At 61.6% G+C, this 13,272-nt stretch carries 10 protein-coding genes; 9 read left to right on the top strand and 1 reads right to left on the bottom strand.

Annotated features, from left to right (window positions below; genetic code table 11):
- From AC56KZ_RS18855 to AC56KZ_RS18825, 7 genes are all read left to right on the top strand, one after another.
- Positions 1-1,185, top strand: a complete 1,185-nt coding sequence (locus AC56KZ_RS18855; protein WP_497163722.1) for a TIGR03088 family PEP-CTERM/XrtA system glycosyltransferase — start codon at positions 1-3, stop codon at positions 1,183-1,185.
- Positions 1,173-3,086 carry an XrtA/PEP-CTERM system amidotransferase gene (locus AC56KZ_RS18850; protein ID WP_497163721.1) on the top strand — a complete coding sequence of 638 codons (1,914 nt, stop codon included), beginning with the start codon at positions 1,173-1,175 and terminating at the stop codon, positions 3,084-3,086. Before AC56KZ_RS18855 ends, AC56KZ_RS18850 begins: the two co-directional genes overlap by 13 nt.
- Positions 3,086-4,300 (top strand): TIGR04063 family PEP-CTERM/XrtA system glycosyltransferase, encoded by a 1,215-nt coding sequence (locus AC56KZ_RS18845; protein WP_497163720.1) that lies wholly within the window; start codon positions 3,086-3,088, stop codon positions 4,298-4,300. Before AC56KZ_RS18850 ends, AC56KZ_RS18845 begins: the two co-directional genes overlap by 1 nt.
- Positions 4,297-5,481: a glycosyltransferase family 4 protein gene (locus AC56KZ_RS18840; RefSeq protein ID WP_497163719.1), complete on the top strand. Its 1,185-nt coding sequence runs from the start codon at positions 4,297-4,299 to the stop codon at positions 5,479-5,481. Before AC56KZ_RS18845 ends, AC56KZ_RS18840 begins: the two co-directional genes overlap by 4 nt.
- Positions 5,482-5,517: 36 nt before the next feature.
- A complete protein-coding gene (locus AC56KZ_RS18835; protein WP_497163718.1) occupies positions 5,518-5,646 on the top strand; it encodes a hypothetical protein in 129 nt (42 codons plus the stop codon).
- A complete protein-coding gene (locus AC56KZ_RS18830) occupies positions 5,639-7,063 on the top strand; it encodes a putative O-glycosylation ligase, exosortase A system-associated (RefSeq protein ID WP_497163717.1) in 1,425 nt (474 codons plus the stop codon). The genes AC56KZ_RS18835 and AC56KZ_RS18830 overlap by 8 nt, the downstream gene beginning before the upstream one ends.
- Positions 7,064-7,153: 90 nt before the next feature.
- Positions 7,154-9,373: a glycosyltransferase gene (locus tag AC56KZ_RS18825; RefSeq protein ID WP_497163716.1), complete on the top strand. Its 2,220-nt coding sequence runs from the start codon at positions 7,154-7,156 to the stop codon at positions 9,371-9,373.
- A 57-nt stretch (positions 9,374-9,430) separates the two neighbouring features.
- On the opposite strand, the gene AC56KZ_RS18820 is transcribed toward AC56KZ_RS18825, so the two are convergent.
- The gene (locus AC56KZ_RS18820; protein WP_497163715.1) at positions 9,431-10,888 is read right to left on the bottom strand and encodes an oligosaccharide flippase family protein; all 1,458 of its coding nucleotides are present in this window, start codon (positions 10,886-10,888) and stop codon (positions 9,431-9,433) included.
- 304 nt (positions 10,889-11,192) lie between these two features.
- Between AC56KZ_RS18820 and AC56KZ_RS18815 the strand changes: the two genes are divergently transcribed.
- Together AC56KZ_RS18815 and AC56KZ_RS18810 are read left to right on the top strand one after the other, a co-directional pair.
- Positions 11,193-12,242: an acyltransferase family protein gene (locus tag AC56KZ_RS18815; RefSeq protein WP_497163714.1), complete on the top strand. Its 1,050-nt coding sequence runs from the start codon at positions 11,193-11,195 to the stop codon at positions 12,240-12,242.
- A 25-nt stretch (positions 12,243-12,267) separates the two neighbouring features.
- Positions 12,268-13,254 carry a glycosyltransferase family 2 protein gene (locus AC56KZ_RS18810; RefSeq protein WP_497163713.1) on the top strand — a complete coding sequence of 329 codons (987 nt, stop codon included), beginning with the start codon at positions 12,268-12,270 and terminating at the stop codon, positions 13,252-13,254.
- Positions 13,255-13,272: the final 18 nt, after the last annotated feature.

Genomic DNA, 13,272 nt, shown 5'->3' with positions numbered 1-13,272 from the left:
ATGGCCGTGGTAACGTCTGATCGCACCGCCCCGCTGGTGGTGCACCTGATTTACCGTCTCGACATCGGCGGGCTCGAAACGCTGCTGGTCGACACGATCAACCGCATGCCGGCCGGACGCTACCGGCATGCGGTCGTCTGCCTGACCGACTACACCGATTTCGCCAAGCGCATCGAGCGCAGCGACGTGGAGTTGTTCGCACTGCACAAGGCGCCGGGCCTCGCGCCCGGCGTGCACCTGCAACTCTTCAAACTGCTGCGCCGGCTGCGCCCGGCGATCCTGCACACGTATAACCTCGGCACCATTGAATACCAGGCCGTCGCCCTGCTGGCGGGCGTACCGGTGCGCATCCACGCCGAGCACGGGCGCGATGCCGGCGACCCGCAAGGCCTGAACCGCAAGCACAACCTGCTGCGGCGCCTGCTGGCAAAGGCGATCGACCGCTATGTTCCAGTCTCCGCCGACCTCGCGCGCTGGCTCGATACGGTCGTACGCCTGCCTGCGCACAAGGTCGAAACCATCATCAACGGCGTCGACACCGAGCGGTTTTACGCGGGAGCGCCGGTGCATCCGGAAGCGGCCGCCTGGCGCGCCGACGGCGCCTTTGTCATCGGCGCCGTCGGCCGCCTGCAGGACGTCAAGAACCATGCCGCTCTGATCGACGCCTTTGCCCGCCTGCGCACGCGCATCCCGGAACGAAAACTGCGCCTGGTGCTGGTCGGCGACGGCCCGCTGCGCACGCGCCTGGAACAGCAGGTCGCAACGAGCGGGCTTGGTACCGACATCGTCTTCGCCGGGGCGCACGCGAACGTCGCCGCGGTGCTGGGCGGCTTCTCCCTGTTCGCCCTGCCCTCGATCGCCGAAGGCACGCCGGTGACCCTGCTTGAAGCCATGGCCAGCGAACTGCCCGTCGTGGCGAGCCGCGTCGGCGGCATTCCGGAAGTCGTCACGCATGGCATGAATGGCAGCCTGGTGCCGGCCGGCGACCCGGAAGCGCTGGCGCAGGCGCTGGCCGCCTACGTGCGCGACCCCGATCTCGCGGCGGCGCACGGGCGCGCCGCTCGTGCACGCATTGAACACACCTACAGCATGGCGGCCATGCTGACCGCCTACCTCGGCCTCTACGACCGCCTTTGCAAGCGCAAGACAACACTTCAACAAGCAATCACACCATGTGCGGAATAACTGGCATTTTTGACCTGCGCGGCAACCGGCCGATCGACCCGGTCTTGCTGCAGCGGATGAACGACTCGCAATTTCATCGCGGCCCGTCGGAAGGCGACCTGCACCTGGAACCGGGCGTCGCCTTCGGCCACCGGCGCCTGTCGGTGATGGATCTGGCCGCCGGCCTGCAGCCGATGTTCAACGAAGACCACAGCGTGGTCATCGTGTTCAACGGCGAAATCTACAACTTCCGCGCGCTGATGACGGAACTGAAAGGCCTGGGCCACGAGTTTCGCACCCGCTGCGACACCGAAGTCATCGTCCACGCCTGGGAAGAATGGGGCGAAGAATGCGTCCACCGCCTGCGCGGCATGTTCGGCTTCGCGATCTGGGACCGCAACAAGCAGACCCTGTTCATGGCGCGCGACCGCCTCGGCATCAAGCCCTTCCACTACGCGCTGCTGCCGGACGGGATGTTCGCGTTCGGCTCGGAACTCAAGTCGCTGCTGACCCTGCCGAACCTGGTGCGCGAGATCGACCCCTGCGCGGTCGAGGAGTATTTCGCCTACGGCTACGTGCCCGAGCCGCGCACGATCTTCACCGGCGCTTTCAAACTGCTGCCGGGACATACGCTCACCTTGAAACCCGGGATGACGGCGCTGCCGGCCTCGAAGCAATTCTGGGACGTGCCGTTCACGCCGCACGCCGCCATGACCGATGGGGACATCGAAGGCGAAACCATTCACCGCCTGCGTGAAGCGGTCGAGAGCCACATGGAAGCGGACGTGCCGCTCGGCGCCTTCCTGTCGGGCGGCGTTGACTCGTCCGCGATCGTGGCGATGATGGCCGGCCTGTCGGACCGGCCGGTGAACACCTGCTCGATCGGCTTCGACGAGGCCGACTTCGACGAATCGACCTATGCGAAGCAGGTGGCCGAGCGCTACAAGACCAATCACCGGACCGAGATCGTCGACAAGGACGATTACGGCCTGCTCGACCTGCTCGCCGGCCTGTACGACGAGCCGTATGCCGACAGCTCGGCGATCCCGACCTACCGCGTCTGCGAACTGGCGCGCAAAACCGTGACCGTGGCGCTGTCGGGCGACGGCGGCGACGAGAATTTCGCCGGCTACCGCCGACACCGGATGGCGATGGGCGAAGAGCGGGTGCGTTCGATGCTGCCGCTGGCGCTGCGCAAGCCAGTGTTCGGCATGCTCGGCAAAGCCTATCCGAAGGCCGACTGGGCGCCGCGCGTGTTCCGTGCCAAGACCACCTTCGAGGCGCTGGCGCGCGACCTGACCGAGGGTTACTTCCATGGCGTGTCGATCAATAACGACCGCGTGCGCGATGGCATGTTCTCGGATGGCTTCAAAGCCAAGCTGCAGGGCTACCGCGCGGTGGAAGTCATGCGCGGCTATGCGAATAACGCGCCAACCGACGACCCGCTGTCGATCATCCAGTACATCGACATGAAAACCTACCTGCCGGGCGATATCCTGACCAAGGTAGACCGCGCATCGATGGCGCACGCCCTGGAGGTGCGCGTGCCCCTGCTCGACCACCAGTTCGTCGAATGGGTGTCGGGACTGCCATCAAGCTGCAAGCTGCGCAACGGCGAAGGCAAGTACATTTTCAAAAAGGCGCTCAAGCCTTACCTGTCGGACGATATTTTATACCGCAAGAAGATGGGCTTTTCGATTCCGCTGGCCAGCTGGCTGCGCGGCCCGCTGGCCGGCGCCATGAAAGCGGCGGTGCTCAATCCCGCCCTGCTCGACACCGGCATTTTCAACGCGAACACCCTCAAGCAGATGGTTGACGAACACCAGGCATCGACCAAGGACCACAGCACGACGCTGTGGTCGGTGCTGATGTTCGAAGCCTTTTTGCGCAAGAACGGCGCCGCCGCCCCAAGGAGCAACTGATGCGAGTCCTTCACGTCCTCGACCATTCGATCCCGCTCCACAGCGGCTATACCTTCCGTACCCGTTCGATCCTGCGCGAACAGCGCGCGCTCGGCTGGGAAACCTTCCACGTCACCGGCTCCAAGCAGAATTCCGACGACGCGCTCGAAGAAACCGTCGATGGCCTGCATTTCTACCGCACGCCGAAGTCGACCGGGACGCTGGCGCGCCTGCCGGTGCTGAACCAGAAGGAAGTCATCGACGGCCTGGCCCGGCGCCTGGCGGAGATCATCCCTATAGTGAAGCCCGACGTGCTGCACGCGCACTCGCCGAGCCTGAACGCGATCGCCGCCCTGCGCGCCGGCAAGCGCTTCGGCATCCCGGTGGTCTACGAAGTGCGCGCCTTCTGGGAGGACGCGGCCGTCGACCACGGCACCAGCGCCGAGAACGGCCTGCGCTACCGCGCCACGCGCGCCCTGGAAACCTATGCGCTGCGCCAGGCCGATGCCGTCACCACCATTTGCGAAGGCCTGCGCCGTGACATCGTCGCGCGCGGCATCCCAGCCGATAAGGTGACCGTCATCCCAAATGCGGTCGACATCGACAAGTTTGCGGTGGGTGGCAGCGCCGACCAGGACCTGAAGTCGCGCCTGGGCCTGGGCGGCGCCCGCCTGATCGGTTTCATCGGCTCGTTCTACGCCTACGAAGGCCTCGACGTGCTGCTGCGCGCGGTCCCGGCCATGGTGGCGCGCCTGCCGGACCTGCGCGTGCTGCTGGTGGGCGGCGGTCCGCAGGACGCGCAGCTGCGCCAGCTGGCGCAAGACTTGAACATCGCCGACAAGGTGGTGTTTACCGGCCGTGTACCGCACGACCAGGTCAACATGTATTACGACCTGCTCGACGTGCTGGTCTACCCGCGCCTGCCGATGCGCCTGACCGAGCTGGTCACGCCATTGAAACCGCTGGAAGCGATGGCGCAGGGCCGCATCCTGGCCGCCTCCGACGTCGGCGGCCACCTGGAACTGATCGAAGACGGCAAGACCGGCGTGCTGTTCAAGGCGGCCGACCCCGTGTCGCTGGCGAACAAAGTCGGCGACCTGCTCGAGCAGCAGGAACTGTGGCCGCAACTGCGCGCGAATGGCCGCCATTACGTCGAGACCGAGCGCAACTGGCCGGTCAGCGTGGCGCGCTACCAGGACATCTACACCCGCCTGACAAGGCGTCAAGCTGCATGAAGATCCTGACCTTCAGCACCCTGTTCCCGAACAGCGAAAAGCCCGGCCACGGGATTTTCGTGGAAACGCGCCTGCGCCACCTGGTCGCCAGCGGCCAGGTCGAGGCGCGCGTCGTGGCGCCGGTGCCCTGGTTCCCGTCGACCAATCCGCGCTTCGGCACGTATGCGAAACAGGCCAGGGTCCCGCGGGAGGAAATCCGCCACGGCCTGCGCGTGGCGCACCCGCGTTATCCGACGATTCCGAAAATCGGCATGAACGTCGCGCCCCTGCTGTTGGCGCAGGCGGCCAAGCCGACCATCGCGCGCATGCTCGACGAAGGCTACGACTTCGACCTGATCGACGCCCATTATTTTTATCCGGACGGCGTGGCCGCGGCCATGCTCGGGCGTTACTTCAACAAGCCGCTGGTGATCACCGCACGCGGCTCGGACATCACGCTGCTGCCGAACTACCCGCTGCCGCGCCGCATGATCCGCTGGGCCGCCCGCCGCGCCGACGCCGTCATCACCGTCTGCAATGCGCTGCGCGACGAAGTCATCGCACTCGGCGTCGACGCCGAACGCGTGACCTCGCTGCGCAACGGCGTCGACCTGGCGCTGTTCCAGCCAATCGAGCGGGCCGCCAATGCCAGCTTTACCCTGCTGACGGTCGGCCACCTGGTGCCGGTCAAGGCCCAGGAGTTGATTATCGCGGCGCTGCCGCTGCTCGCCGGCGTGCGCCTGGTGGTCGCCGGCGACGGCCCGAACCGGCAAATGCTGGAAGACCTTGCACGGCGCTTGCACGTCGCCGAGCGGGTCGAATTCCTCGGCGCTGTACCACAAGCCCAACTGCGCGGCCATTACGGCAGCGCCGACGCCCTGGTGCTGGCCTCGTCACGCGAAGGCTGGGCCAACGTCCTGTTAGAATCGATGGCTTGCGGCACGCCGGTCGTCGCCAGCCGCGTGTACGGCACGCCTGAAGTAGTGGCGGCGGCGGAAGCGGGCGTGCTGATGGCCGAACGTACGCCCCAGGGCCTGGCCGACGCCGTCAACGCGCTGCGCGCGAATTACCCGGACCGCGCCGCGACCCGCCGTTATGCCGAAGGCTTCAGCTGGGATGACACCACGGCCGGTCAACTGCGGCTGTTCAACAGCGTACTGGCGCGGCGCACGGGTTGCGTGGCAAGCGCCTTGTCGGTTTGACACGCACAGACAGCTAAGAGATACAGGGACAGGACGATGGAAACAATTTTATGGGCGTTGGACTTGGCCGCCGTCGGTTATCTTTGCCTGTGGGCGCTACGCGCCGACAAGGCCGAGGCCAAGACAGACAAAGCCACACCGCCGCAGGGATCGAAGAATGCGTGACATATTTCTGCTGGCAATACTCCCGCTACTGCTGTATGCCATGCTGCAACGCCCGTTCATCGCACTGGCGATGTGGCCCTGGACCGCGCTGTTCAACCCGAACGGCTGGGTGTACGGGGCCGCCGGCAGTATCCGCTACAACCTGCTGTTCGCGGGCGTGACGATATTCGCCTACCTGTTTCACAAGCATAAACCGAAAGTCGATTTCGGCGCGCTCGGCATGATGGTCTTACTGTTTTTCGTGTGGACCACCATTAGTACTTCCATGTCGCTCAGGGCAGACGAGGCGCCTTGGGAAATCTGGAATCGCTTCGCCAAAGTGATTACCTTGTTCATATTCGTCGTGCTCATTGTCGAGAAAAAGCTGCACGTCGACGTCATCCTCTGGGGCATCGTGCTGTCGGTGGGCTTCTATGGCAATCTCGAAGCACTCAAGTTCATTGCGAGCGGCGGTTCCCACAAGATCGCCGGCATGGCCGAACATGTGCTGGGCGACCGTAACGAGCTCGCGGTTGCCTTCGTCATGACGCTTCCCCTGTGTGTCTATCTGCTGGGCGAGTACGGTAAGCGCTCGCGTATTCTCAATCTAGGCCTGATCGGTACGATGGCGCTGCTGTCGATCGGGGTGATCGGAACCCAATCGCGTGGCGGCTTCCTCGCGCTGCTAGCGCTGGGAGGTTATCTGTTCGTCAAGAGCGACCGCAAACTGCTGCTGGGAGCGCTGGCCGTGGTGCTGACCATCGCTTTGTCCTACCTTGTCTCTTCAGAATGGAGTTCGCGCATCGACAGCATCAATTCGGCAGGTGATGACGCCTCGTTCATGGGCCGTCTGGTGGCCTGGAAACTCAGTTTCATCATGGCTTCACAGAATCCGTTCTTCGGCGGCGGCTTCAAGTCGCTCGAATACTTTCCGGTCTGGATCGAGCTGACGCGCGAATTCTTCTCGTACTCGTGGTTCTATACCGGCGACGCACTGCCACCGACGAATCAAGTCCGTGCCGCGCACAGCGTATACTTCCAGGTATTGGGCGAGCACGGTTTCGCAGGCCTGGCTATTTACCTGGCCTGCCTGGTCGGCGCCTTCCGGAAAGCAGGCAAGATTGCGAAAACCATGAAACTGCACGGCGGCCCCGCATGGTTGCGGACGCTGGCGTCGATGCTCCAGCTCAGCATCTTTGCATTCGCACTGGGCGGTGCAGCGCTCAGTTTTGCCTATTTCGACCTCGTCTTCACTCTATTTGGCTTGGTAATCGCTATCGAAAAACGTCTTCTCCCTGCTGTTCTGGCCGAGTGCCGCAAAGCGCAAGCCGATACCGCCGCTTCGAGCGGCGCAGGGAAACATGGCGTGCCGCCCGCTTACGCTTTCACCCAATCGAATGCATTTGATGGTGTGGACAGCTCGCGGCCGGTTCGATAGCCAATTCGCTGCCAGAATCAAACCGACGCCAGCGCGCCCATAGACCCTGAACCCTCCGCCTAATACATGAGATCAACATTTGTACGAAGCATGCTTTCGCTTCTTTCGCCGAACGGCAGCGCGGGGCGCTTATCGGTTCTAATGTTTCACAAGGTGCCGACGGTCGCCGATCCTGTCACCAAGGACGAGATGGACTTGCCTCGACTGGAACGGATCCTGGATTTCCTGGTCGAGCATGCCAACGTGCTGCCGCTGAGCGAGGCCACGGTTGCGCTGCAAAAGGGAACGCTGCCAAGACGCGCCATGGCCCTGACATTCGACGATGGCTATGCGGAGTGGTTAACCAATGTGAGTCCGGCACTACGCAAGCGTAACCTGCCGGCCGCCTTCTTCGTCACTACTGGACAACTCGGCGGCAGCGGCCACCTCTGGCACGAGCGCATCGTCGCTGCCGTGCGCGCCCTGCCCGCGTCGGGGGTATCGCTACCGTATGGCTTCGGCAATTATGCCGATCTCAGCAAGATCGAAAACCGCAGCCGGCTGGCGGTGGAACTCCAGGAACGGCTGAAATATGCGCCGCTCGAGCAGCGCACGAGCGCCATTGAACTTTTGGAAGCGCAGGCGAACAGCCAGCTGATCCTGCCGCCCGCATTCGACGCGGCCGCGGTACGGACCCTGCACAGCCAGGGATTTGAAATCGGCGGGCATACTGTCAATCATCCGATCCTCAACGAATGTACGCGCACCCAAGCGCGCGCGGAAATCGGCGGCTGCAAAGAAGAACTCGAATCACTGATTGGCGGACCGATACACTCGTTTGCTTATCCGAACGGTCGTCCGCACGAAGACTTTAACGCCGAACATGTGGCAATGGTCAAATCGCTCGGCTACAGGAATGCGGTAACCACCGACATCGGGGTAGCCAATGCCTCCTCCGATATCTTCCAGATTCCGCGCTTTACCCCTTGGGGGATCGGTGATTGCGAGATCGCGTTCCAGCTTGGGCGTAACATGCGTACCGTATTGCCGCCTTTGAAACCGGTTCATGTGCTGCGCGATGATGACGTCGAGGCCGACACGAAAGTACGGTGCATGATGATTGCGAGCACTTTCCCGCCGATCCATGGCGGCTCGGCAGTTGTTTACCAGAACATCTGCGAGAAAATGCCCAACGGAAGTATACGAGTGCTCTCGGCGCGCAGGAATTACCAGAACAACCGTGAGATCGAAGGCTGGCGTGAACATGATGCCAGCTGCACCTTCCCGATCGACCGTATCGAATTGCTGCGCCCGCTCCTTGCGCCTCCGCCTGCCAACATCGTTGTCTCGCTCGCGCGCCTGATTTTCCAAGACGCACCCTTGTACGCAAAAGTGTTGATGCGTGCCGCCAGCCTCGTGCGGCGCCACGATATCAATGTGATCTGTATCGGCGAACTGGGCGCCGGCAGCTGGCTCGGTATCGCCTTGAGCAAGCTGTTCAATTGCAAACTGGTTTTGTATGTGCACGGCGAAGAAATCACTACGACCGGCAGCGGACGCCTGTTTGCGAACAAGCGCAAGCAGTACTTGGCGGCGGCTGACAAAATCGTCGCAGTCAGTTCGTTTACGTGCGACGCCCTGACCTTGCAAATGGACGTACAACCGGAGTCGGTCGTGCTGATCCACAACGGCGTCGACACCGACCGCTTCAGTCCAGGCCCGCGGGATCCTGCGCTCATCGCGCGCCACGGGCTGGAAGGAAAAAAAATAGTGCTCACCGTTGGCCGCCTTATCCCGCGCAAAGGCATCGACATGACGATCCGAGCGATGGCGACGGTCGTGCGTGCGCGCGATGACGTGCGTTATCTGATTGTCGGCGATGGCGAGATCCGCGCCGAGCTCGAGCAACTGGTTGCTGCCGAAGGACTAAGCGACTACGTTACCCTGGTTGGCAAAGTGAGCGACCATGAGCTGCTCTGCTACTTGCGCACTTGCGACCTGTTCGTCATGCCAAACCGCACCATGCCCGATGGCGAAACCGAAGGTTTTGGCTTGGTCTTCCGCGAAGCCAACGCTTGCCACAAACCGGTCATCGGCGGGCGTGCAGGGGGCGCGGTCGAAGCAGTGCTGGATGGCCACAGTGGCTTGCTTGTGGACGGCACGAATCCGCAGGAAATCTCGGATGCGATCGTTCGTGTGTTGTCGGATTCCGCGCTGGCGGCGAACCTAGCCGACAATGGTTTGCAATTGGCTCGGGACAATGACACGGCGGCGGTAGCGCGGCAGTTCCTGCGCACTTGTGAACGCCTGCTGAGCGAATCGCCCCGTTAAAAGAGAGTATCCGGCGGCGCGCCTTTCATCGCTGACGCGCCGGCTCACAGATGCCTGCTAGGCCAGCGGCGCGCGCACGAAGCGCGACTTCAATCCTGCCGCTAACAGATGCACTTCGAGCAGCAGTTCATGGCGCGTGACCCGGAGCGCCATATACCAGACTGCCGCGAGCACGAGCGCCATCGTCAACAGGCGCGCCAGGACGGGAATCGAGTCCGGGAGCACCAGCTTCAACCCCATGCACACTAACACGCACATAAGCGTTACCAGCGCGCTCAGGCGCACGCTACCCAGGGCCTCGCGAATCGGATAGCCAAGGTAGCGCCGCTGCTGAAGCGCCATCACAGGGGCGGCAATCAAGGTTGCCAGGCAGATTGTCCAGGAAAAAGTACTGAGGGTGCCGTCGAACAACCAGAAGCCGAAGCCGATGCGGGTCAGCAGCGTCACCCCCACTGAAATTGCGCCGAGATAAGGCGATCCGATGGCAGTCAGTGCGGTGGGGGCGTACTGGAACATCATCGACACCGCTGCGGCAATCGTCAGTGGCAGGATCGCCGGCACGCACTCGATCCATTTCGCGCCGTACAGTACCAGCACGATCTCATGTCCCAACATAGCGGTCAGCGCATATGCCGGCCAACCGACGCCGGTCAGCAGTGCAGTTGCGCGGCTGAGCACAGGCGACAGTGATTCGCCACGGTGGTGCGACTGCGACAAATACGTGATGGCGCCGTAGTTAATCGTCGAGCCTGCGGCATAGGTAAAAATCGACACGGTCGAATTGGCACGACTAAACAGGCCGACATGATGTGCGCTGCCGAGCTTGCCAAGCAGCAGGTCGGGAATTGAATTGTTCACTGCAGTGGCAGTGTTCGTAATTAGGGTGCCAACGCCGAAGTGCGTGATGCTGCGCCAGTGGCGGAACGACGGCATCCACGGCATGCCCTTCGGACGGAACGGGATATAGCAGAGCGCGCAAGTGATGATGTTAACCAGGTTAGCCCAAGCCAGGCTCATGGTCCCGAAGCCAAGCTTTGCGAACAACAGGCAACTGACGCAGTAGGCGACAGTGGAGGTGGCAATAACGATGGCCTGCTTGTCGGCGGCTAATTCACGTACGAGCAGCCCTTGCGTAATCGACCCGAACGGAATGATGAGGAAGCCGATCGCCAGCACCCGCATCACCGGCTCCATTGCAGGTTCTTTGAACCACTCTGCTAACCAGGAACTGATTGCGAACAGCACCAGTGCGATCAGCCATGACGAGGTGAACAGCACCCCGATGGCCGAACGCATCTTTTCCCGCGTCAGATCTGGCTCGCGCTGAATATAAGTGGCAACCCCGAAATCACGAAAAATGTGGGCAACGTTGACGAACACGACCGTCATTGAGAACACCCCAATTTCACTCGGGCTGAGCATGCGCGCGAGCAACACGCTAACGATAAATTGCAGGACCGCCGCGCCCGACGATGAGAAAAAGTTAATTACAAGCGAGCGACGCAGATTTGCCATGTTGATCCTGATGCTTCCCCGATTTAGCACATAGTGCGCACCGACATGACGAAGCTGAATCTTGTCGGCGAATTTTCGATTTTACACTGGGTTCGGACAATGAGCGTTTACAGTTGGAAATGGTTAGTGATAAGCATCAGGCGTCTGCACGCCCTCAACTAGCCACAAACTGTTTCTTAATAGCAACATAAACTTTATCTTTTTCTTGCGTCCTGCTAACATTGCCTGCTGAGTTATCTCGCCTGCCCCCTGCACACGTCATGACCGTCAACGAAAGCGCAATGCCATGCCAAGAAACTTCTCCATGTACCTGGACATCATCCGCTTTACAGCCGCCATGGTCGTGTTTCTGGGGCATGCATCGGGCCGGTCGTGGACCGGGAGCTTCCTTTGGCAGCTCGGCGGCTACGGCGACACCTGTGTCGTCATATTTTTCCTCCTGTCCGGGTACGTGATTGGCTACGTCTGCGATGTGAAGGAGAAAACCTGGCAGAACTACGCTACCAACCGTGCAGCGCGCTTGTGGTCGGTAGTAATTCCTGCACTGGCGCTGACTTACGCAATCGACTTTGCCGGGGTGCGCATCGCGCCAGAACTGTACATCGGGCAAGCGTGGTATGCGGGCGACATGCCTGCCTTGCGCTATCTGGCTTCGCTGCTGATGTTGCAGGAAGTGTGGAATACCCACATGGTTCCGGGAATTAATGCGCCGTTCTGGTCGCTCAGCTTCGAGGCTATCTATTACCTGGCCTTCGGCATCGCGTTCTTCGCACGCTCACGCTGGAAGTGGCTCGCTGTCGCGGCCGTGCTGGTGCTCGGCGGGCCGGTCATTGCAGCACTGTTCCCGATCTGGATCCTGGGTTTCCTGTCGTATCGCCTAACTACCCGCCTGGAATTGAGCGCACCGGTTAGTGCCGCCTTGTTTATCGCGGGCGCCCTGCTGTTGGCTGCGTCTCCGTACATTCGCGCAAGCGACCTATTCCCACTCAAAGTGATGGGTCAAGTGGTTATTGAGCGCTATATAGACGCCCTGGGGTTCTTCATGAACCTGGTCGGCGCATACGGCTTGTGCCGCCACAGCAGGCAACTGTCTGCGCGTTCTGCCGGCATTGTGGCGCATATCGCGGGAACGACTTTCGTGCTGTATCTGTTCCATCGTCCGCTGATCCAGATGTTCAGCTATCTCGGCCCTGAAGACCCGTCGAGCTGGTCCCGCCGCGCACTCGTCATTGTCGGGACGCTGGCCATCGTTTATGCAGCCACCCCGGCTACCGAAGCATTGCGCACCTGGATGCGCTCTCTCGGCAAGCGCCAGTGGAGAGTACGCACTGCCATGCCTTCACTATCCCCTTAATCCGCAGTCACCAGAGAACCATATCGTGCAGCCAACCACTATTCCGACTCAGACACAGAGCAAGATGCTGTGTATTGTGCTCAGCTTCAACGGCTACGATGATACGTCGCACTGCCTGAAAAGCATACTTGACCAGGGACCAGGGCGTTTCGACTTGCTGGTGGTCGACAATGCCTCCGAGCCAGGGGTTGTGGAACGCTTGCGCGAGGAATTTCCCGCTACCGAATTGCTTGCCCTCAGCGAAAACCTTGGTTGGGCCGGTGGCAACAATGTCGGCATCCGCTGGGGACTCGAGCGCGGCTACGAATGGATCTGCCTGCTCAACAATGACCTTGTGTTTCCGGACGGAGCGGTCGCCAACTGGCTGGCAGCGGTGGATGGCTTGCCGCCCTGCCTGCTCCATCCATCGATCTACTACTGGGACGAGCCGGAAGTGGCGCAGGTAAATCCCGGCAAGGACGGTCGCCCGGAATCGGTCGCGCCGCCCCTGCAAGGCAAAATCGCGATGGACTACGCCTATGGAGCATGCCTCGGCGTGCACCGTTCGATTTTCGAACAGGTGGGTGTGTTCGATGAGCGCTTCTTCCTCCAGCTGGAAGAAACCGACTTCTACCTCCGGGTGGTGCAAAAGGGCTACCGGGCAGTGTGCGAGCCAAAGGTGCGGATCTTTCACAAGGAATCACGCGCCTTCGGTGGAACTACGGCACCGATCAAGACCTATTATTCGACACGCAATACCCTGCTATTGATGCAAAAGAAGCAGCTTGGCCTTGGCGCCAAACTGCGTGAACTGAAAGCGCTGTACTGGTCGCTGTCCAACCTGGCCTCGGCCACTGGCGATGGCCGACCGCTTGGCCCGCTTCAATTCCTGTCCTGGGTATTTTCGTCCAGGGCGTCAGCGCAGGCGATTCGAATGGGGGTCGCCGACTTCCGGGCCGGGCGCTTCGGACGTATTGAAGACGCCCGTCATGCCGTGCTGAAAGCGAGCCAGGCCAAACCCGTCAAATCCTAGTCCGCCGGAGGCGCCTCT

It is taken from the genome of Telluria sp. LT2P34, assembly GCF_059685915.1.
The sequence above is the reverse complement of the archived record's forward strand: the minus strand, read 5'-3'. Positions and strand labels throughout refer to the sequence as shown.

Coding starts and splice junctions, on each gene's coding strand:
- AC56KZ_RS18855 (WP_497163722.1), top strand. CDS start 1: ATGGCCGTGGTAACGTCTGATCGCACCGCCCCGCTGGTGGTGCACCTG.
- AC56KZ_RS18850 (WP_497163721.1), top strand. CDS start 1,173: ATGTGCGGAATAACTGGCATTTTTGACCTGCGCGGCAACCGGCCGATC.
- AC56KZ_RS18845 (WP_497163720.1), top strand. CDS start 3,086: ATGCGAGTCCTTCACGTCCTCGACCATTCGATCCCGCTCCACAGCGGC.
- AC56KZ_RS18840 (WP_497163719.1), top strand. CDS start 4,297: ATGAAGATCCTGACCTTCAGCACCCTGTTCCCGAACAGCGAAAAGCCC.
- AC56KZ_RS18835 (WP_497163718.1), top strand. CDS start 5,518: ATGGAAACAATTTTATGGGCGTTGGACTTGGCCGCCGTCGGTTATCTT.
- AC56KZ_RS18830 (WP_497163717.1), top strand. CDS start 5,639: ATGCGTGACATATTTCTGCTGGCAATACTCCCGCTACTGCTGTATGCC.
- AC56KZ_RS18825 (WP_497163716.1), top strand. CDS start 7,154: ATGCTTTCGCTTCTTTCGCCGAACGGCAGCGCGGGGCGCTTATCGGTT.
- AC56KZ_RS18820 (WP_497163715.1), bottom strand. CDS start 10,888: ATGGCAAATCTGCGTCGCTCGCTTGTAATTAACTTTTTCTCATCGTCG.
- AC56KZ_RS18815 (WP_497163714.1), top strand. CDS start 11,193: ATGTACCTGGACATCATCCGCTTTACAGCCGCCATGGTCGTGTTTCTG.